Genomic DNA, 22248 nt, shown 5'->3' with positions numbered 1-22248 from the left:
ACCGTGTCCCGCATGCCTTGTACGGGCATGCCGCAGCCAACCCGATTCCACCAGCAAGCCGAATTCAGGCAGGAAACCTCATGACCGACGCGTTCGAACTCCCCAGCACTCTGGTCCAAGCCCTCCAGCGCCGCGCGGCCCTGACGCCGGATCGGCTGGCCTTGCGCTTTCTTGCCGAAACCGAGGAACAGGCTGTGGTGCTCAGTTATCGCGAACTCGATCAGCGCGCGCGGACCATCGCGGCAGCGTTGCAGGCCGAGGCCGGATTCGGTGATCGCGCGGTGTTGCTGTTCCCGAGCGGCCCGGATTACGTGGCGGCATTCTTTGGTTGCCTGTACGCGGGTGTGATCGCGGTGCCGGCCTATCCGCCGGAATCGGCCAAGCGTCACCATCAGGAACGCCTGCTGTCGATCATTGCCGACGCCGGGCCGCGTCTGCTGCTGACCAGCGCTGACCTGCGCGACGCCTTGCAGCAAATCGAAGGCGCGCCGCCGCTGTTATGCGTCGACACCCTCGACACTGCACTGGCCGAACGCTGGGTAGAGCCGACCCTGCCGCAAGACCACATCGCCTTCCTGCAATACACCTCCGGCTCCACCGCGCTGCCCAAGGGCGTGCAGGTCAGCCACGGCAACCTGGTGGCCAACGAACTGCTGATCCGCCACGGCTTCGGCATCGACGTGAACCCGGACGACGTGATCGTCAGCTGGCTGCCGCTGTACCACGACATGGGCCTGATCGGCGGTCTGCTGCAACCGATCTTCAGCGGCGTGCCGTGCATCCTGATGTCGCCGGCGTACTTCCTCGGCCGGCCGTTGCGCTGGCTCGAAGCGATCAGCCAATACCGCGGCACCATCAGCGGCGGGCCAGACTTCGCCTACCGTCTGTGCAGCGAGCGGGTCAGCGAATCGGCGCTGGAGCGACTCGACCTGAGCCACTGGCGCGTCGCCTATTCGGGCTCCGAGCCGATCCGTCTCGACACCCTCGAGCGCTTCGCCGAGAAATTCACCGCGTGCGGTTTCAGCGAAGACAGTTTCATGGCGTCCTACGGTCTGGCCGAAGCGACCCTGTTCGTCGCCGGTACACCGCGTGGCAAAGGAATTCCTGCACTGCGCGTGGACGATCTGGCCCTGGCGCAAAATCGTGCCGAGCCGGGCGAAGGCAGCCCGATCATGAGCTGCGGCATCAGCCAGCCCGACCATGCGGTGCTGATCGTCGAACCGAACACGCTTGAAGAGCTCGCCGACAACGCCGTCGGTGAAGTCTGGGCAACCGGCCCGAGCATCGCCCACGGCTACTGGCGCAATCCCGAGGCCAGCGCCAAGACCTTCGTCCAGCACGCCGGCCAGACCTGGCTGCGCACCGGTGACCTGGGCTTCATTCGCGACGGTGAACTGTTCATCACCGGGCGCCTGAAAGACATGCTGATCGTGCGCGGTCACAACCTCTATCCGCAGGATCTCGAAAAGACGGTCGAGAACGAAGTGGAAGTGGTGCGCAAGGGCCGCGTCGCAGCATTCGCGGTCAATCAGAATGGCGAAGAAGGCATCGGCATCGCGGCGGAAATCAGCCGCAGCGTGCAGAAAGTCCTCCCGCCTGAAGCGCTGATCAAAGCCATTCGCCAAGCCGTGGCCGAAGCCTATCAGGAAGCGCCGAGCGTGGTGGTGCTGCTCAATCCGGGCGCGCTGCCGAAGACCTCCAGCGGCAAGTTGCAACGTTCGGCCTGCCGCAATCGTCTGGCCGACGGCAGTCTCGACAGCTACGCGGTATTCCCGTCGGCTACCGCTGAAACCGCTCATGAGTCGACCGCGTCCGGCTCCGAACTGGAAGGTTTGATCGGCAAGATCTGGGCCGAGCAACTCAACGTCAAACAGGTCAACGCCGACGACCACTTCTTCCTGCTCGGTGGCAACTCGATTGCCGCCGCCCAAGTGATCGCCAAGGTTCGCGAAGAGCTGAGCCTGGAACTGAACCTGCGCCTGCTGTTCGAAGCCCCGACCCTGTCCGCATTCGCCGCCGCCGTGGCGCAACAGCAACAGGACGGCGGCAGCGCCCAAGGCGAAATCACCGCGTTGTCACGCAACGAAGCACTGCCGCAATCCCTGGCACAAAACCGTCTGTGGATCACCTGGCAACTCGACCCGCACAGCAGCGCCTACAACATTCCCGGTGCCTTGCGCCTGCGTGGCGAACTGGACGAAGACGCCCTGCGCGCCAGTTTCCAGCAACTGATCGAACGCCATGAATCCCTGCGTACGCGCTTCTTCGAGCGCGATGGCGTGGCTCTGCAACAGGTCGAAGCGGCGGGTGAGTTCAACCTGCAACTGATCGACATCAGCGACCTGCCGGCCAGCGAACGTGAAACCCGCGCACAACAGATCCGCGAAGACGAAGCCCGCACCCAGTTCGATCTGGAGAAAGGCCCGCTGTTGTGGGTGACGCTGGTGCGCCTCGATGACGAGGATCACCAGTTGCTGGTGACCATGCACCACATCATCGCCGACGGCTGGTCGCTGAACGTGCTGATCGACGAGTTCTCGCGTCTGTACGCCGCCGCGTCCCAAGGACAGCGCGCGGAACTGTCCCCGCTGCCAACCCAATACGCCGACTACGGCAGCTGGCAGCGCCAGTGGCTGGCGCAAGGCGAGGGCGAGCGGCAACTGGCGTACTGGAAAGCGCAGTTGGGCGACGAGCATCCGACCCTGGAACTGGCGACCGACCATCCACGCTCCGCCAGGCAAAAACACAGCGCCGCACGCCACAGCGTTCGCCTGGGGACCGGCCTCAGCGATGCCATTCGCCAGACCGCCCAGGCCTATCAATCCACGCCGTTCATGCTGCTGCTCTCGGCCTTCCAGAGTCTGTTGCATCGCTACAGCGGTCAGCGCGACATTCGCATCGGTGTGCCAAACGCCAACCGTCCGCGCCTGGAAACCCAGGGCCTGATCGGCTTCTTCATCAACACTCAGGTGCTGCGCGCCGACGTCGATTCGCGTCTGCCGTTCACTGCGCTGCTGGCGCAGACCCGTCAGGCAGCACTCGGTGCCCAGGCGAATCAGGATCTTCCCTTCGAACAATTGCTCGAAGCCTTCCCGCAGGCCCGCGAACAAGGCCTGTTCCAGGTCATGTTCAACCACCAGCAACGCGACCTGAGTGCGCTCAAACGTCTGCCGGGTGTGCTCGCCGAAGAACTGCCGTGGCACAGCCGCGAAGCCAAGTTCGATCTGCAACTGCACAGTGAAGAAGACCGCAACGGCCGCTTGACGCTGTCCTTCGACTACGCCGATGAGCTGTTCGACGCCGAGACCATCGAGCGCCTCGCGGAACATTTCAGCAACCTGCTGCGCGCTGTTTGCGAACGCCCGGAACAAACCATCGGCGATCTGCAATTGCTGACCGCTACCGAACGCACTCAGCAAAACGCGTGGAGCATTGCCCCGTGCGCACCGGCGCAACAATGGCTGCCGGAACTGCTGAATGAACAAGCACGGCAGACGCCTGATCGCACCGCGCTGGTGTGGGACGGCGGCAGCCTCGACTTCGCCGAACTGCACGCCCAGGCCAACCGACTCGCCCATTACCTGCGCGACAAAGGCGTCGGCCCGGACGTGTGCGTGGCCATCGCCGCCGAGCGTTCGCCGCAACTGCTGATCGGCCTGTTGGCGATCATCAAGGCCGGTGGCGCTTACGTGCCGCTGGACCCGGATTACCCGGCCGAGCGTCTGGCTTACATGCTCAGCGACAGCGGCGTCGAACTCTTGCTGACCCAGACTGCATTGCTCGACCGCTTGCCGGCCAGCGAAGGCGTCAGCGTGATCACCATGGACACCCTGCACCTGGAGAACTGGCCGAGCCAGGCACCGGGTCTGCATCTGCACGGCGACAACCTCGCCTACGTGATTTACACCTCCGGCTCCACCGGCCAGCCGAAAGGCGTGGGCAACACTCACGCGGCGCTGGCCGAACGCCTGCAATGGATGCAGAACACCTATCGCCTGAACGACACCGACGTGCTGATGCAAAAGGCGCCGATCAGTTTCGACGTGTCGGTGTGGGAATGCTTCTGGCCGTTGATCACTGGCGCGTGCCTGCTGATCGCCGGCCCGGGCGAACACCGTGATCCGCATCGCATCGCGCAGTTGGTTCAGCAGTACGGTGTAACCACGCTGCACTTCGTGCCGCCGCTGCTTTCGCTGTTCATCGACGAACCGTTGAGTGCCGAATGCACCAGCCTGCGCCGTGTGTTCTCCGGCGGTGAAGCGCTGCCGGCGGAACTGCGCAACCGCGTGCTGGCGCAACTGCCGGCGGTGCAACTGCACAACCGTTACGGCCCGACCGAAACCGCGATCAACGTCACCCACTGGCATTGCAGCGTGGCCGATGGCGAGCGTTCGCCGATTGGCCGTCCGCTGGGCAACGTGGTCTGCCGCGTGCTCGACAGTGAACTCAATCCAGTGCCGGCCGGTGTGCCAGGCGAACTGTGCATCAGCGGCATCGGCCTGGCCCGTGGTTACCTCGGTCGCCCGGCGCTGACCGCCGAGCGTTTCGTGGTCGATCCGCTGGATGAGCAGGGCGCGCGTCTGTACCGCACCGGTGACCGCGCACGCTGGACGAATGATGGCGTGATCGAATACCTCGGCCGTCTCGATCAGCAGGTCAAATTGCGCGGCTTCCGCGTCGAGCCGGAAGAAATCGAAGCGCGTCTGCTGGCTCAGGACGGCGTGGCGCAGGCCGCCGTGCTGGTGCGTGAAACCGTCGCCGGTCCGCAACTGATCGGCTACTTCACCGCCACTGATGCCAGTGAAGATCAGGACGGGCAAATCGCTCGCCTGAAAACCGCACTGGCTGCCGAGCTGCCGGAATACATGGTCCCGGCACAACTGATGCGTCTGGACGCAATGCCCCTGAGCCCGAGCGGCAAACTCGACCGCCGTGCCTTGCCCGAGCCGCAATGGCAGGTGCGCGAACACGTCGAGCCGGTCACCGAGCTGGAGCAACAGATCGCCGCGATCTGGCGCGAAGTGCTGGGCCTGAAACAGGTCGGTCTGCGCGATGACTTCTTCGCCCTCGGCGGTCACTCGCTGCTGGCCACGCAAATCATCTCCCGCACCCGTCAGGCCTGCGACGTCGAGCTGCCGCTGCGTGCCTTGTTCGAACACAGCGAACTCGGTGATTTCGCCGAGCAGATCCGCCAGATCCAGGCCAGCGGTCGCACCAACAAACAGCCGCCGATCGACAAGGTTGATCGCAGCAAACCGGTGCCGCTGTCCTACTCGCAGCAGCGCATGTGGTTCCTCTGGCAAATGGAGCCGGACAGCCCGGCGTACAACGTCGGCGGCATGGCGCGCCTGCGGGGCGTGCTGGATGTCGGGCGTTTCGAGGCGGCGCTGCAAGCGCTGATCCTGCGCCATGAAACCCTGCGCACCACGTTCCCGAGCGTCGACGGCGTGGCCCGTCAGCAAGTGCATGCCGAGACCGGCGTGCGCATGGACTGGAAGGATTTCTCGACACTCGCCGCCGATGTGCTCGAGCAAAAAGTCCAGCAACTGGCCGACGACGAAGCGCATTTGCCCTTCGATCTGGAGACCGGCCCGCTGCTGCGCGCCTGTCTGGTCAAGACCGCCGAGCAGGAGCATTACTTCGTCCTGACCCTGCACCACATCGTCACCGAAGGCTGGGCGATGGACATCTTCGCCCGTGAACTCAGCGCGCTGTACGAAGCGTTCGTCGATGACCGCGAATCGCCGCTGGAACCGCTGCCGGTGCAGTACCTCGACTACAGCGTGTGGCAGCGTAACTGGCTGGAGTCCGGCGAGCGTCAGCGTCAGCTCGACTACTGGACCGCGCAACTGGGCCGCGAACATCCACTGCTGGAATTGCCGGGCGACCGTCCGCGTCCGCCGGTGCAAAGTCACCAGGGTGAGCTGTTCCGTTTCGACCTCAGCGACGATCTCGCCGCACGGGTTCGCGCCTTCAATGCGCAGAACGGTCTGACCCTGTTCATGACCATGACCGCCGCACTCGCGACCCTGCTCTACCGCTACAGCGGCCAGACCGATCTGCGCATCGGCGCGCCGGTGGCCAACCGTATCCGCCCGGAAAGCGAAGGGCTGATCGGTGCGTTCCTCAACACCCAGGTGCTGCGTTGCCAGCTCGACGGCCAGATGTCGGTCGGCGAATTGTTCGAGCAGGTGCGCCACACCGTGATCGAAGGTCAATCCCATCAGGACCTGCCGTTCGATCATCTGGTTGAAGCCCTGCAACCACCGCGAAGCGCCGCGTATAACCCTCTGTTCCAGGTGATGTGCAACGTGCAGCGCTGGGAATTCCAGCAGAGCCGCATGCTCGCCGGGATGACCGTCGAGTACCTGGCCAACGATGCGCGGGCGACCAAGTTCGACCTCAACCTGGAAGTCACCGACCTCGACCATCGCCTCGGTTGCTGCCTGACCTACAGCACCGATCTGTTCGACGAGCCGACGATTGCGCGCATGGCCAGACATTGGCGCAACCTGCTGGAAGCGTTGATCGCCGACCCGCAGCAACGTCTCAGCGAACTGCCGCTGCTCGATGCGCCTGAACAACAGCTGTTGCTCGACAGCCTTGGCGTCGAGCCGGGCGAGCGCCGTCTCGATCAGTGCATCCATCACCTGTTCGCCGAGCAGGCACTGGCGCGCAAAGATGCGCCGGCCCTGACCTTCGCCGGGCAGACCCTGAGCTACGCTGAACTCGATGCCCGCGCCAATCGCCTGGCCTGGGCCCTGCGTGAACGCGGTGTCGGCCCGCAAGTGCGGGTCGGTCTGGCGCTGGAGCGTTCGCTGGAAATGGTCGTCGGCCTGCTGGCGATCCTCAAGGCCGGCGGCGCCTATGTGCCGCTGGACCCGGAATACCCTCTCGACCGTCTGCATTACATGATCGAAGACAGCGGCGTCGGCCTGCTGCTCAGCGACCGCGCAATGTTCAAGGCCCTCGGCGAACTGCCGCCGAACGTAGCGCGCTGGTGCCTGGAAGAAGACAGCTCGGCGCTGGCCGATTACCCGGCTACCGAGCTGCCGTTTATCAGCCTGCCGCAGCATCAGGCGTACCTGATCTACACCTCGGGTTCCACCGGCAAGCCGAAAGGCGTGGTGGTGTCCCACGGTGAAATCGCCATGCACTGCCAGGCTGTGATCGAACGCTTCGGCATGCGTCCGGACGATTGCGAGCTGCATTTCTATTCGATCAACTTCGACGCCGCGACCGAGCGTCTGCTGGTGCCGCTGCTCAGCGGTGCCCAAGTTGTACTGCGTGCGCAAGGTCAGTGGGACGCGGAAGAAATCTGCGGGCTGATCCGCGAACATCGGATCAATATTCTCGGTTTCACCCCGAGCTACGGCAGCCAGTTGGCGCAGTTCCTCGCGACGCAAAACGACATCCTGCCGGTGCGCATGATCATCACCGGCGGCGAAGCGCTGACCGGCGAACACCTGCAACGGATTCGTGCGGCGTTCAAACCGAGCCTGTTCTTCAACGCCTACGGCCCGACCGAAACCGTGGTCATGCCGCTGGCCAGCCTTGCACCTGAAGTGCTGGAAGAGGGCGCCGGCAGTGTGCCGATCGGTAGTGTGATCGGTGATCGCGTGGCCTACATTCTCGACGCCGATCTGGCGCTGGTGCCGCAAGGCGCGACCGGTGAATTGTTCGTCGGCGGCGCCGGTCTGGCGGTGGGGTATCACGAGCGTGCGGGTATCACCGCCGAACGTTTCGTTGCCGACCCGTTTGCTGCCGATGGCGGGCGCATGTATCGCACCGGCGACCTGGTGCGCCAGCGCGCCGACGGTCTGGTGGAATACCTGGGGCGGATCGACCATCAGGTGAAGATCCGTGGTTTCCGGATCGAACTGGGCGAGATCGAAACCCGACTGCTCGATCACGATTCGATCCGTGAAGCAGTGGTGCTGGCGCTGGATGCACCAAGCGGCAAGCAACTGGTCGGCTATCTTGTGACCGAGGTCGCGGAACAAGGCGAAGCCGAGCAGGCCGAACTGCGCGAAGCGCTGAAGGCGCATCTGAAGACGCAACTGCCGGACTACATGGTGCCGACGCATTTGATTCTGCTGGCGAGCATGCCGCTGACCGCCAACGGCAAGCTCGACCGCCGCGCGTTGCCGGCACCAGACCCGGAGCTCAATCGTCAGGATTACGTGGCACCGAGCAACGAACTGGAGCAGGCCCTCGCGCAGATCTGGTGTGAGGTGCTCAATGTCGAGCAGGTCGGTCTGAACGACAACTTCTTCGAACTGGGCGGCGACTCGATCCTGTCGATTCAAGTGGTCAGCCGCGCACGTCAGCAGGGCATTCACTTCAGCCCGCGGGATCTGTTCCAGCACCAGACCGTGCAGACGTTGGCCGCGGTTGCCAGCCGCAGTGAAGCCGTGACGGCCGAACAAGGTCTGGTGACTGGCGAATCGCGTCTGACCCCGATCCAGCACTGGTTCTTCGATACCGAGATTCCCGAGCGTCAGCACTGGAACCAGGCGTTGCTGCTGGAGCCGACGGTTGCGCTGGAATCGCATCGTCTGGAACAGGCGTTGCTGGCGGTGATCGAGCAACATGACGCCTTGCGCCTGCGCTTCAGCGAGATCAAAGGCGCATGGCAAGCGACCCATCAACCGGTGACCGACGCCGCTGTGCTGTGGCAAGTCCGCGTGCCGTCGATGGACAAGTGCGCTGCGCTGTTCGCCGATGCCCAGCGTAGTCTCGACCTTGCCCAGGGCCCGCTGCTGCGTGCCGTGCTGGTTGATGGGCCGGACACTCAGCAACGGCTGTTCATCGCGATCCATCACCTGGTGGTCGACGGTGTGTCGTGGCGCGTTCTGCTCGACGATCTGCAGACCGTGTATCGCCAGCTCGACGCCGATCAATCGGTGAAACTGCCGGCAAAAACCAGCGCCTTCAAGGACTGGGCGGCGCGTTTGCAGGCATACGCCGGCAGCGAATCCCTGCGTGAAGAACTGAGCTGGTGGCAAGCGCAACTGGCCGGTCCGGCTGCTGATTTGCCGTGCGAACGTCCAGAGGGCGGTCGCCAGAATCGTCACGCGCAAACCGTCAGCGTGCGACTGGATGCCGAACGCACCAAGCAACTGCTGCAACAGGCGCCGAGCGCCTATCGCACGCAGGTCAACGACCTGTTGCTGACCGCGCTGGCCCGCGTGCTGTGCCGCTGGAGCGGTCAGCCGTCGGCGCTGATTCAACTGGAAGGCCACGGCCGCGAAACCCTGTTCGACGAGATCGACCTGACCCGCACCGTCGGCTGGTTCACCAGCGCTTATCCGCTGCGCCTGACCCCGCACAACATCGAAGAAGCCGCCGGGCAGGGCGCTTCGATCAAGGCGATCAAGGAGCAACTGCGTGCCGTGCCGCACAAAGGTCTCGGTTATGGCGTGCTGCGTTATCTCGCCGATGATGCCAGCCGTCAGAGCATGGCGGCATTGCCGAACGCGCCGATCACCTTCAACTACCTCGGCCAGTTCGACCAGAGTTTCGGCAGCGATGCACTGTTCCGTCCGCTGGATGAATCGGTCGGTGCGGCCCACGATCCGCACGCACCGCTGCCGAACGAGTTGAGCGTCGACAGTCAGGTGTACGGCGGGGAACTGCTGCTGCGCTGGACCTTCAGCGCCGAACGCTACGAAGCCCAGACCATCAACGACTTGGCCGATGCCTACGTCGGCGAATTGCAGAGCCTGATCGAACATTGCCTGCAGGACGAGGCCGGTGGTCTGACGCCGTCGGACTTCCCGCTGGCGAAACTGACCCAGGCGCAACTTGACGCACTGCCGGTGCCGGCGGCGCACATCGAAGACGTGTACCCGCTGACGCCGATGCAGGAAGGCATGCTGCTGCACACCCTGCTCGAACCGGGCACCGGTCTGTACTACATGCAGGATCGCTATCGCATCAACAGCGAGCTCGATCCCGAGCGTTTTGCCCAGGCGTGGCAAGCGGTGGTCGCCCGTCACGAAGCGCTGCGTGCGTCGTTCTGCTGGAACGTCGGCGAAGACATGCTGCAAGTGATTCATACGCCGGGTCGCACGCCGATCGAGTACCTGGACTGGAGCGCCATCGCCGAAGTCGAGCAAGAGCCGAAGCTGCAAGCGCTGCTGAAAAGCGAACGCGAGGCCGGGTTCGATCTGCTCAATCAGGCACCGTTCCACCTGCGCCTGATCAAGGTCGGCGCGGCGCGGTACTGGTTCATGATGAGCAACCACCACATCCTGATCGATGCCTGGTGCCGCTCGCTGCTGATGAACGATTTCTTCGAGATCTACACCGCTCTGGGCGAAGGGCGTGAAGCGCAATTGGCAGTGCCGCCGCGCTACCGCGATTACATCGGCTGGCTGCAACGCCAGAGCCTGGCCGAAGCGCGTCAGTGGTGGCAGCAGAACCTGCAAGGCTTCGAGCGCACCACGCCGATCCCGAGCGACCGTCCGTTCCTGCGTGAACACGCCGGCGAAAGCGGCGGCATGATTGTCGGCGACCGCTACACCCGATTGAATGTCGAGGACGGCGCCCGTCTGCGTGAACTGGCCCAGGCCCATCAACTGACCATCAACACCTTCGCCCAGGCGGCGTGGGCACTGGTGCTGCGCCGCATGAGCGGTGACCGCGACGTGCTGTTCGGCGTGACCGTGGCCGGGCGTCCGGTGGAAATGCCGGAGATGCAACGCACCGTCGGCCTGTTCATCAACAGCATCGCGCTGCGGGTGCAGATCCCGGCGGACGATCAGCGGGCCAGTGTGCGTCAGTGGCTGAGCGGTCTGCTCGACAGCAACATGCAACTGCGCGAGTACGAATACCTGCCGCTGGTGAACATCCAGGAGCAGAGTGAACTGCCGAAAGGCCAGCCGCTGTTCGACAGCCTGTTCGTGTTCGAAAACGCCCCAGTGGAAGTCTCGGTGCTGGACCGCGCGCAGAGCCTCAACGCGACCTCGGACTCGGGCCGTACCCACACCAACTTCCCGTTGACTGCTGTTTGCTATCCGGGCGACGACCTCGGTCTGCACCTGTCTTACGACCAGCGTTACTTTGACGAGTCGACCATCGAGCGCATGCTCGGCGAGTTCAAGCGTCTGTTGCTGGCGCTGGTCGATGGCTTCCATGGCGATATGGCCGATCTGCCGCTGCTGGGCCATGAGGAACAGGACTTCCTGCTCCACGGCTGCAACCAGAGTGAGCACGACTATCCGCTGGAGCAGAGCTACGTCGAGCTGTTCGAAGCACAGGTCGCGCAACATCCACAACGTATCGCCGCCAGTTGCCTCGATCAGCAACTGAGCTACGAGCAACTGAACCAGAACGCCAACCGCCTCGGCCATGCGCTGGTTGCGGCCGGGGTGCAGATGGATCAACCGGTGGCGCTGCTGGGCGAACGTAATCTGGATCTGCTGGGCATGATCATCGGCAGCTTCAAGGCCGGTGCCGGTTACCTGCCACTGGATCCGGGTCTGCCGAGCCAGCGCCTGCAACGCATCATTGAGCTCAGCCGCACGCCGGTGCTGGTGTGCACCGAGGCTTGCCATGAACAGGCGACGACCTTGCTGGACGAGTTCAGCTGCGCCAACCGTCCACGCTTGCTGGTGTGGGAAGAGGTTCAGGCGGGCGCGGTGTCGTCGGCGAATCCGGGCCTCTTCAGCGGCCCGGACAATCTGGCCTACGTGATCTACACCTCCGGTTCCACCGGGTTGCCGAAAGGCGTGATGGTCGAGCAGCGCGGCATGCTCAACAACCAGTTGAGCAAGGTGCCTTACCTGAACCTCAGCGACGCCGATGTGATCGCCCAGACCGCTTCGCAAAGCTTCGACATTTCGGTCTGGCAGTTCCTCGCCGCGCCGCTGTTCGGGGCGCGAGTGGACATCGTGCCGAACACCATCGCCCACGATCCGCAGGGTTTGCTGGTGCATGTGCAACAGCAGGGCATCACCGTGCTGGAAAGCGTGCCGTCGCTGATTCAGGGCATGCTCGCTTCGGATCGCCTGAGCCTGGATGGCCTGCGCTGGATGCTGCCGACCGGTGAAGCAATGCCGCCGGAACTGGCGCACCAATGGCTGCTGCGTTATCCGCAGATCGGTCTGGTCAACGCTTATGGCCCGGCGGAGTGCTCGGACGACGTGGCGTTCTTCCGCGTCGACCTGGCCTCGACTCGCGGCAGCTACCTGCCGATCGGTACGCCGACTGACAACAACTTGCTGTACCTGCTCGATGGCGCGCTGGATCTGGTGCCGCTCGGTGCGGTGGGTGAGTTGTGTGTGGCGGGCACCGGTGTCGGTCGTGGTTATGTCAGCGATCCGCTGCGCACCGCGCCGGTGTTCGTGCCGAATCCGTTCGGTGCGCCGGGCGAACGTCTGTATCGCACCGGTGATCTGGCGCGCCGCCGCAGTGACGGGGTGCTGGAGTACGTCGGCCGGGTCGACCATCAGGTGAAGATCCGCGGTTACCGGATCGAGCTGGGTGAAATCGAGGCGCGTCTGCATGAGCAACCGGAAGTTCGTGACGGGGCAGTCGGCGTGCAGGAAGGCGTCAACGGCAAGCATCTGGTCGGATACCTCGTCGCCGCCGATACAGCGCTGAATCCGAGTGAACGTCTGGAGCGGATCAAGCAGCGCCTGCGCGCCGAACTGCCGGAATACATGGTGCCGCTGCACTGGTTGTGGCTCGACCGGTTGCCGCTCAACGCCAACGGCAAACTCGACCGCAAAGCCTTGCCGGCGCTGGAGATCGGCCAGTTGCAGAGCCAGGATTACCTGGCGCCGCGCAGCGATCTGGAGCAGACCCTGGCCGATATCTGGGCCGAGGTGCTCAAGGTCGAGAAGGTCGGGGTACGCGACAACTTCTTCGAACTCGGCGGCCACTCGCTGCTCGCCACGCAGATTGCCTCGCGGGTGCAGAAAGCTCTGCAACGGGACGTACCGCTGCGGGCGATGTTCGAGTGCAGCACGGTGGAGGAACTGGCGGGGTACATCGAAGGGCTGGCGGCCAGCGACATTACCGAGGAGAAGGTTGATCGCCTGAATGACCTGATGGCAGAACTGGAAGGCTTGTAGTTTCCAGCGTCTGTACCGGCCTCATCGCTGGCAAGTCGAGTCGTCGCACCGCAGCTCCCACAGGGTTAGCGTCGTATACAAAACCTGTGAACATCGCCGGAACCTGTGGGAGCTGGCTTGCCAGCGATGGCGTCGGTGCGTTCAATGCAATTCAGCCGGTGCATTGGTGTACGTTTGTATAGTTGACGATCCCGAACCGGCAGCCCAGTCTGCCGGTTCTCTTTTTTGTAGCGGGGGTGATCGATGGCTTTCTTCGAAGTTGACGGACAGGCGCTTCACTACATTGATCAAGGCTCAGGCCCGGCGGTGTTGCTGGCCGGCAGCTACCTGTGGGACCAGGCCATGTGGGCACCGCAGATCGCCGCGCTGTCGGCGCACTATCGGGTGATTGCACTGGATCTGTGGGGCCATGGTGAATCCGGTCGCTTGCCTGAAGGCACCGCTTCGCTGGACGACATCGCCCGTCAGGCCCTGGCCTTGCTCGATCATCTGGACATCGACCGGGTGACGCTGGTCGGGCTGTCGGTCGGCGGCATGTGGGGCGTGCGTCTGGCGTTGTCGGCGCCGCAGCGGCTCAACGGGCTGGTGCTGATGGACACTTACGTCGGCGTCGAGCCGGAGCCGACTCGCCAGTACTATTTCTCGCTGTTCAAACAGATCGAGGAAAGCGGCGCAATCTCCGAGCAACTGCTGGATATCGTGGTGCCGATCTTCTTCCGTCCGGGCATCGATCGGGCGTCGGCGCTGTATCAGGATTTCCGCGCAAAACTCGCCGGCTATTCAGCTGAACACCTGCGCGAAAGCATCGTACCGATGGGGCGCATCACCTTTGGCCGTGACGATCTGTTGCCGCGTCTGGGCGAGCTGAATGCGGCCACCACGCTGGTGGTCTGCGGCGATCAGGACAAGCCACGCCCGCCGTCGGAAGCACGGGAAATGGCTGAGCTGATTGGCTGCCCAAATGTGCTGGTGCCGGAGGCGGGGCATATCTCCAATCTGGAGAATCCGTCGTTTGTGACCGACACGCTGCTGAAGTTTCTGGCCGGGCTGAAGTAACGAAACGCCCACGCATTGCGTGGGCGTTTTTTATTTCGGGCCGAGAATCTTCGCCAGTTTGTCCGGCGTCGGTGCGCCTTGCTGTTGTTGCAGTTCGCCCTTGTCGTCCATGTAGAAGATCGCCGGGGTGGCCTGCAAGTCCAGGTCTTCCATCAACTGCATGTTCGCCGCGAGTTTGGTCTGTACGTCGACCGGAATGTCCTTCAAGGCCTTGAGCGTGCTGGCCTTGCCCGCCTTCTCGTGATCTTCCAGGGCTTTGCTCGGGTCCTTGGCGGCGAGCAGGGCGGCTGATTTGGCCGGGCTGTCTTCGCGGATGATGCCGACCATGATGTGCCGCAGTTGCACCTTGCCGGCCTTGACCCATGGGCGGGCCTGTTCCCAGAACATGTTGCAGTACGGGCAGTTCGGATCACTGAACAGGTACACGGTGCGCGGCGCATCCTTGTTGCCGTCCTGAATCCAGTTGCTGGCCTCGAACTTGGCCCAGACTTCCTTGGCCATCGGTGCGTAGACCAGTTTTTGCAGCGGCGCGCTGCTCAGGTCGTTGCCGTCGGCGTCGTACAGATTGCCCAGCAGCACGTGCTTGCCGTCTGGCGTCAGGTACAGCGCCATGCCGCGGTTCTGGTATTGCGCGGCGTAACCGCGCAAGCCGTCCGGCGCATCGAACTGGCCGACGATTTTTGCGCCCTTGGCTTCGATCTTCTTGATCGCTTCAGGCAGTTCTTCGGCGGCCTGGACCGACGGCAAGTGCAGCAGGGCTGCGCTCATGGTCAGCGTCAGCAGGTGGCGGAGGCGGGGCATGGCAGTTTCCTTGAAGAAGAGGTGGCCGGATTCTGGCTGGAAGCTTTGGTGTCGAAGTTTTCCAGGGCGCGGGCCAGGCTGGCGTTCGACAACTCGCCCAGATGGCTGCCCAGCAGGCGACCGTCCGGGCTATAGAACAGCGTAGTCGGCAGGGCCATGGAACCCACGGCCTGGCCGAGGCGTCCGCTGCGATCAAACAGCACGTTGTTCAGGCTCAAGCCCTGGGTTTCGAGAAACGTGGCGACGCTTTGCATGCTTTCGGCCTGGTTGACGAACAGGAACGTCAGGTCCGGGCGTTGTTGCTGGGCGTTTTCCAGCACCGGCATTTCCCGGCGGCACGGTGGGCACCAGGTGGCCCACAGGTTGATCACCAGCGGCCCGCCCTGATAGTCGGTGAGTTTCACGGTTTCCCCGGCGGCGTTGCGCAAGGTGATGTCCGGCAGGCGCGTGCCTTGCTCATAGATGTTCAGCGACAGGGTCGCCAATACCCAGAACGCCACGCCGCTGACCACACCGAAACCCAGCGGTCGACGCAAACCCGGCCGGCGCCAGCCGCGATACAACGCCGCCAGCAACAGCACGATCACCCCAGGCCAGGCGAGAAAACCACCGTCGCGCAGGTCGATGATCTGCCACAGATCGTTGCGATAGTGCCCCCAGTACACCGCGACAAACGCAATGCGCGCCGCCAGCATGCCGAGCAGAAACAGGCTGAACAGCGCCGACTCGGGGTTGTCACCTCCGCGCTTGGCCACCCGCCAGCCGACGAAGGTCGCCAGCGCCAGCGCGCTGATCAGCAGCAGGTGGTTGAGTGCGATGGCAAAGGTGCCGAGGGTGAAGGTCAGCATTAACGGGCGTCTCGGGTGGTGGTCCAGCGTTGCAGGAAAGTATCGGCATCGACCTCGCCGGTGATGCGCTGGCTGCGGCGCTCTTCGCCGTCGGCGCCGATCCACACGAAACTCGGTGGCCCCGGCACTTTATAACGGCCGAGCAGTTCGCGGCTGGCGGCATTGTCGGCGGTGACGTCGAGTCGGAGCAAGCGCACATCGCTCAGGGCCTGCATCACCCGCGCCTGGCCGAACACCTGTTTCTCCATGACTTTGCACGACGTGCACCAGTCGGCGTAGTAATCGAGCAGCACCCACTGGCCCTGCGCTTTGGCGGTGTCGAGCTCGCGTTGCAGGGCAGCGGGGTCCTTGATCGTCGTGAAGGCTTCGTGTCCGCTGGCCGACGCAGATCCGACGCGGCCGGCGCTGTACACCTGCAACGGCTGATACGGATCGTCACTGCCGCCCGCCGCACCGACCACGAGCAGACTGCCCCACAGGCCCAGCAACAGCGAACCGGCACCGAACAATTGCGCCACGCGACCAAAGCCCTCGGATTGTTTCCAGGCGCTGTAAGCGGCGATCAACAGCAGTGCGCCGCACAGGCCCAGCCACAGCGACGGCTCCATCACCGGACGCAGCATCAGCAATGCCGTGGCGAGGAACAGGAAACCGAACACGCCCTTGAGCAGGTTCATCCACGCGCCGGGCTTGGGTAGGAAGCGATTGCCGACGGTGACCAGCAACAGCAGCGGCACGCCGATACCGATGCCCAGCGCAAACAGGATCAAGCCACCGTGCAGCGCATTGCCGCTTTGCGCGATGTAGAGCAGGGCGCCCGCCAGCGGTGCGGTCATGCACGGGCCGACCAGCAGACCGGACAGCGCGCCCAATACGCCGGCGCCGACCAGACTGCCACCGCGTTGACTGCGCGAGGCGTGTTCCAGTCGGTCCCGCAGGGCCACCGGCAATTGCAGTTCAAAGAAGCCGAACATCGGCAGCGCCAGAACCACAAACACGGCCGCGAACGTCCCGAGCAGCCACGGGTTCTGCAACCACGCCTGCAGATTCGCCCCCAGCAGTGCGGCGATGACGCCCATCGCTGCATACACCAGTGCCATGCAGACCACATAACTGCCGGCCAGCGCGAAACCGCGACGTGGCGTGGCGCCGCTGCCGACCACCAGGCCCGCCAGAATCGGCAGCATCGGTAACGAACACGGCGCAAACGCCAGCAGCAGGCCGAGGCCGAAGAACACCAGCAGACTCCAGCCCAGCGAATGCTGTTGCAGACCGCTGGCCAGTGCCTGGTCCGGTGCTTCATCCGTCGTCGCTGCGGCTTTGCCGCCGAGGTCGATCACTCGGGTTTGTGGCGGATAGCAAAGACCGGCGTCGGCGCAGCCCTGATAGCTGACCTTGATCTGGCCTTGGGCCGCTGCAGGGATCTTCAGTTCGAGTCCCTGGCGGTAGACCGGTTGCTCGCCGAAATACTCGTCGCTGTGGGATTCGCCTTCGGGCAGGGCCGGGACGTTTTGCGCCGTCAGTCCTTCGAATTTCAGGCGTTTCTGATACAGGTAATAGCCGTCGGCGATTTGCCAGAACAGCTGGGTCTCACCGGAATCCAGACGCTCCGAGGTCAGCACGAACGCCTTGTCGACCGGCAGGAACTCCGGTTTTGACGCAAAGGGATCATTCCCCGCCTGGGCCAGACTCGAAAACAGCAGTGCAAAAAACAGAAAAAAATGACGCATGGAGGAGCCTTGTCCCTGTGCAATTGAGGGGCACAATGGGCGGCGGCGATTAACCGATGATTAACCGCGACGGCCTTGTCGCGGTGGCGTTCGGGGCATAATGTCGGCTTAATCGGCCAGCGGCCTAATCGGCACTTTTCTACGGGACTCACCATGCACGTACTGGTTTGCGAAGACGATGAGTTGATCGCCAGCGGGATCGTCGCCGGGCTGACGGCGCAAGGCCTGACGGTCGAGCACGTCAACACCGCCTCCAAGGCGCGGGCGATCCTCAAGGTGGCCGAATTCGACGTGATGGTGCTGGATCTCGGCCTGCCGGACGAAGATGGCCTCAAGCTGCTTCAGCAATTGCGCCAGCAGGGCCTGGAGATTCCGGTGCTGATCCTCACCGCGCGGGATTCGGTCACGGATCGGGTCGACGGTTTGCAGTCCGGTGCCGACGACTACCTGCTCAAGCCTTTCGACCTGCGTGAATTGTTCGCCCGTCTGCAAACCCTGTTGCGCCGGGTGGCCGGGCGCAGCGTCAATCTGATCGAACACGGTGCGCTGACCTACGACCCGAGCAGTCGTGAAACCACACTGGCGGGCCGTTCCGTGGACCTGTCCCGTCGCGAACAATCCCTGTTGCAAGCCTTGCTGCACAACCGTGGCCGGGTGCTGTCCACCGAGCAGTTGAAGGACAGCGTCTACGGTTTCAACGATGAGCTGGAGAGTAACGCGCTCAACGTGCACATCCATCACCTGCGCAGCAAACTGGGTAAAGGCATCGTCGAAACCGTGCGTGGCCTCGGTTATCGCCTGGGCCCGGCCGATGGTGGAGAACCTGACAAGTGATGAGTCTGCGCCTGCGCCTGAGCCTGACCCTCGGCGCCGCGTTCGCGCTGATCTGGGCACTGGCGGCTGCCTGGATGCTCAGCGACCTGCGCAACCAGATGATGTTTTCCCTCGACCAGCGCCTGGTGGCGTCGGCGCGGATGGTCGCCGGGTTGCTAGAGCAATTGCCGGCCATCCCGAGCAAAGGCGAGGGCACTCACTTCAGCGCCGAGCAACTGAACATTCCCGGCGGTATGGCCTGCCAGGTCAGCTCGTTGCGCGGGGAAATTCTCGCCCGCAGCCACAACAATCCGGAACAGGCACTGGAAGCCCAGAAGATGGGCTTCCACGATCAGATGATCGATGGCGCGCCCTGGCGCAGCTTCACCCTGGCCCGGGGCGATGTGCGGATCACTACCGCTGACCGGGTGATCGAGCGCGAGGCCCTGAACATGTCGATCCTGCTGGCGGCTTCAGTGCCGGTGGGCGTGGCGCTGCTCGGCTGCCTGTGCCTGTTGTGGCTGGGGATCGGCCAAGGCCTGGCGCCGCTCAATCGCTTGCGTGAAGCCTTGATGCGCCGCAATGCCGACTCGCTTGAGCCGTTGCAGTTGCAGTCATTCCCCAGCGAACTGAAACCGCTGCTTGAAACCCAGAACCAACTGTTCCAGCGCATTGGCAAGACCATCGAGCGCGAACGTCGCCTGACCGGCGATGCCGCCCATGAACTGCGAAGCCCGCTGACGGCGATCAAGACCCACCTGCAAGTGGCGCGCATGACCGAAGGCAACGCCCGCGATCAGTCCCTGGCCCGGGCCGAGGAAGGCGCCGACCGCCTGCACCGGACTCTTGAGCAATTGCTGTTGCTGGCGCGGGTCGAGGGCAGTCTTTCGTTCGACGACGGTGTGCAATGCAGTGCCGAACAGGTGGCGAAACTGGCGATTCAGGATTCGGCCAGCGACCAGCGCCAGCGCATCCGGCTGCACCTGCCTGAACGCTTGTCCGGTGCGCCCCTGCAAATGCCGGCGGTGCTGTCGATCGCAGCCCTGCGCAACCTGCTGGACAACGCCCTGCGGCATACGCCGACCGAGGGCGCGGTGGAGTTGAGCCTGGAAACTACCGGCAATCGAGTGCGTTTCGTGGTGCGCGACCATGGGCCGGGAATTGCCCCGGACGATCTGCAACACCTGACCCAGCGCTTCTGGCGTAACGGCCAAAGCACCGGCTGCGGACTGGGGCTGGCGATTGTCCAGGCCATCGTTCAGCGCTGCGCCTGCACCCTGCATTTCGACAGCCGCCCGGATGGTTTGCGGGTCGAGCTGACCATGCCGCTGCAACCGGTCTGACAGTTAGCCCGGCACATCAAATGTAACCTCTCTCCATTAGTCATCCGCCGGCTGCGACGTTATTGTCGCCCCAGCCTTTGACTCAATGGATTGAGGGAAACAGCGCCATGGAAGCGCCCATTTACATCTGTCCCGCCACCCCCGCCGACGCCGGCATCATCAGCCGGATCCTCGAACGCTCGATCCGCGTCGGTTGCGCGCTCGATCATCGCAATGATCCACAACTGGTCGACCGCTGGGTCCGCCGACAATCGGCGGAACACATCAGCGCCTGGCTCGCCGATCCGCATCTCTATCTGAACATCGCACTGCTGCAGGACAAACCGGTCGGCGTCGGCATGGCCGCAGCCAATGGCGAGGTTACGCTCTGTCACGTGCAGCCGGAGTGGTTTCGCCGAGGTGCGGGCCGCGCGCTGATGGGCGATCTCGAGGGTTGGCTGCGGCTTCGTGGAAGGCCCTGCGTCACGCTCGCCAGCACGCGAACCGGCGAGGCGTTCTACCGCCGTCTGGGTTATTGCGAAGCAGCGATTGCCTTCATGCAACACGGCGTTTTGAGCCTGCCGATGCACAAACCGCTGTCATTGTCGGCCTGACATTCGATCAAGGGTGTAAATCCTCGACACGCTGGTGCGTTTCCAGAACAGGAAAACCTGCATGTGCGCCCCGCGACCGGAACGCGCACCTGCCCGGTGTGCAGTTTTGGTCACTATCCATAGCGTATTGAGGGGTCGAGAGATGTCAGTCGCCACCAGCCTTATCGAAGAGTCGTCGGCCCGGATCGCCTCCGCGCCGGCGGAAACGCTGTACCAGTTCAATGAATCACCGTTGCTCGCTCGTCAGAGCCAACAGGAATCCAATGCCCGCAGTTACCCGCGGCGCATTCCGCTGGCATTGAAGCGTGCCAAAGGCCTGTACGTCGAAGACGTCGAGGGCCGCACCTTCATCGATTGCCTGGCGGGTGCCGGCACTTTGGCGCTGGGGCATAACCATCCGGTGGTGATCGAGGCAATCCAGCAGGTGCTGGCCGATGAGTTGCCGCTGCACACTCTGGACCTGACCACGCCGGTGAAGGATCAATTCGTTCAGGACCTGTTCGGCCTGTTGCCTCCAGCATTGGCCAAGGAAGCGAAAATCCAGTTCTGCGGCCCGACCGGGACCGATGCGGTGGAAGCTGCGCTGAAACTGGTACGCACCGCCACCGGACGCAGCACCGTGCTGTCGTTCTCCGGCGGTTACCACGGCATGAGCCAGGGTGCCTTGAGCCTGATGGGCAGCCTGGGGCCGAAAAAGCCTTTGGGTGCTTTGCTCAGCAACGGCGTGCAATTCATGCCGTTCCCGTACGATTACCGTTGCCCGTTCGGCCTCGGTGGCGTGGCGGGTGTCAAGGCCAACCTGAGTTACCTGGAAAACCTGCTCAATGATCCCGAGGCCGGTGTGCAATTGCCGGCCGCCGTCATCGTTGAAGCGGTGCAGGGCGAGGGCGGTGTGATCCCGGCGGACATCGAATGGCTGCGCGGTCTGCGCCGCATCACCGAGAGCGCCGGCGTCGCATTGATCATCGACGAAATCCAGAGCGGTTTCGCCCGCACCGGCAAGATGTTTGCCTTCGAGCACGCGGGCATCACACCGGACGTGGTCGTGCTGTCCAAAGCCATCGGTGGCAGCCTGCCGCTGGCGGTGGTGGTCTATCGCGACTGGCTCGACACCTGGCAGCCGGGCGCGCACGCCGGTACGTTCCGTGGCAACCAGATGGCGATGGCCGCAGGCTCCGCCGTGATGCGTTACCTGGTCGAGCACAGGGTCTGCGAGCACGCGGCCGCCATGGGCGAGCGCCTGAGCGAGCACCTGCACATCCTGCAGCGCGACTTCCCGCAACTGGGCGACATTCGCGGTCGTGGCCTGATGCTCGGTGTCGAGCTGGTCGATCCGAACGGCACGCCCGACGCACTCGGCCATCCGCCGGCGTTTGCACGACTGGCGCCGCTGGTGCAGCGCGAATGCCTCAAGCGCGGGCTGATTCTGGAACTGGGCGGGCGTCATGGTGCGGTGGTGCGATTCCTGCCGCCGTTGGTCATCACCGCCGCCGAAATCGACCGCGTCGCCGAGATCTTCGGCCGTGCGTTGAGCGCCGCGACCGCCGGCCTGTAAATTTTTCGCCGCGTCGAACGTTCTTTCTACATACCCGGCTGCACCCCTCGTGCAGCCCACCCCTACAGCGATGGAGACACAGCATGACTTCAGTATTCGACCGCGAGGACATCCTCTTTCAAGTCGTGGTCAACCACGAAGAGCAGTACTCGATCTGGCCGGACTACAAGGCCGTGCCGGAAGGCTGGCGCACCGTCGGCAAGAGTGGCCTGAAAAAGGAATGCCTGGCCTACATCGAAGAAGTCTGGACCGACATGCGTCCGCTGAGCCTGCGCCAGAAAATGGAAGCGCAAGCGGCTGCCCAGTAAGTCGCCGGACAAAAAGAAACCCGCTGGACTGGAAACAGTCAGCGGGTTTTTTCATGTCGATCGTTCCCGCACAGACGGTGATCGTTCCCACGCTCTGCGTGGGAATGCCTCATTGGACG

The 22248-nt window shown here is 63.6% G+C and carries 10 protein-coding genes; 7 read left to right on the top strand and 3 right to left on the bottom strand.

Going from position 1 to position 22248, the window contains the following annotated elements; translation table 11 throughout:
• Nucleotides 1-80 precede the first annotated feature (80 nt).
• Together IHQ43_RS20220 and IHQ43_RS20215 are read left to right on the top strand one after the other, a co-directional pair.
• Nucleotides 81-13082: a non-ribosomal peptide synthetase gene (locus IHQ43_RS20220; RefSeq protein WP_192561873.1), complete on the top strand. Its 13002-nt coding sequence runs from the start codon at nucleotides 81-83 to the stop codon at nucleotides 13080-13082.
• A 243-nt stretch (nucleotides 13083-13325) separates the two neighbouring features.
• The gene (locus IHQ43_RS20215; RefSeq protein ID WP_192561872.1) at nucleotides 13326-14138 is read left to right on the top strand and encodes an alpha/beta fold hydrolase; all 813 of its coding nucleotides are present in this window, start codon (nucleotides 13326-13328) and stop codon (nucleotides 14136-14138) included.
• Nucleotides 14139-14168: 30 nt separating this feature from the next.
• On the opposite strand, the gene dsbG is transcribed toward IHQ43_RS20215, so the two are convergent.
• From dsbG to dsbD, 3 genes are read right to left on the bottom strand one after another with little or no spacing between them, the layout of a single operon-like run.
• Nucleotides 14169-14939 (bottom strand): thiol:disulfide interchange protein DsbG, encoded by a 771-nt coding sequence (gene dsbG, locus IHQ43_RS20210; protein WP_192561871.1) that lies wholly within the window; start codon nucleotides 14937-14939, stop codon nucleotides 14169-14171.
• Nucleotides 14915-15787 (bottom strand): TlpA disulfide reductase family protein, encoded by an 873-nt coding sequence (locus IHQ43_RS20205; protein ID WP_192561870.1) that lies wholly within the window; start codon nucleotides 15785-15787, stop codon nucleotides 14915-14917. Before IHQ43_RS20205 ends, dsbG begins: the two co-directional genes overlap by 25 nt.
• Nucleotides 15787-17517, bottom strand: a complete 1731-nt coding sequence (dsbD, locus tag IHQ43_RS20200) for a protein-disulfide reductase DsbD (protein ID WP_192561869.1) — start codon at nucleotides 17515-17517, stop codon at nucleotides 15787-15789. The genes IHQ43_RS20205 and dsbD overlap by 1 nt, the downstream gene beginning before the upstream one ends.
• A 153-nt stretch (nucleotides 17518-17670) precedes the next feature.
• Between dsbD and IHQ43_RS20195 the strand changes: the two genes are divergently transcribed.
• The 5 genes from IHQ43_RS20195 (at nucleotide 17671) to IHQ43_RS20175 (ending at nucleotide 22129) form a co-directional block, all read left to right on the top strand.
• Nucleotides 17671-18351, top strand: coding sequence for a response regulator (locus IHQ43_RS20195; RefSeq protein WP_085607085.1), 681 nt, complete (start codon nucleotides 17671-17673; stop codon nucleotides 18349-18351).
• Nucleotides 18351-19673 carry an ATP-binding protein gene (locus IHQ43_RS20190; protein ID WP_192561868.1) on the top strand — a complete coding sequence of 441 codons (1323 nt, stop codon included), beginning with the start codon at nucleotides 18351-18353 and terminating at the stop codon, nucleotides 19671-19673. Before IHQ43_RS20195 ends, IHQ43_RS20190 begins: the two co-directional genes overlap by 1 nt.
• Nucleotides 19674-19780: 107 nt before the next feature.
• Nucleotides 19781-20266, top strand: a complete 486-nt coding sequence (locus tag IHQ43_RS20185; protein ID WP_192561867.1) for a GNAT family N-acetyltransferase — start codon at nucleotides 19781-19783, stop codon at nucleotides 20264-20266.
• 142 nt (nucleotides 20267-20408) lie between these two features.
• Nucleotides 20409-21821, top strand: a complete 1413-nt coding sequence (locus tag IHQ43_RS20180; protein WP_192561866.1) for an aspartate aminotransferase family protein — start codon at nucleotides 20409-20411, stop codon at nucleotides 21819-21821.
• 83 nt (nucleotides 21822-21904) lie between these two features.
• On the top strand, nucleotides 21905-22129 hold the full coding sequence (locus IHQ43_RS20175; RefSeq protein WP_007917715.1) for an MbtH family protein: 225 nt from the start codon (nucleotides 21905-21907) through the stop codon (nucleotides 22127-22129).
• Nucleotides 22130-22248 lie beyond the last annotated feature (119 nt).

The organism is Pseudomonas gozinkensis (assembly GCF_014863585.1).
In the GTDB taxonomy this organism is placed as follows: Bacteria; Pseudomonadota; Gammaproteobacteria; order Pseudomonadales; family Pseudomonadaceae; genus Aquipseudomonas; species Aquipseudomonas gozinkensis.
Note: the sequence above shows the minus strand (reverse complement) of the source record. Positions and strands in the feature narration are given on the sequence as shown.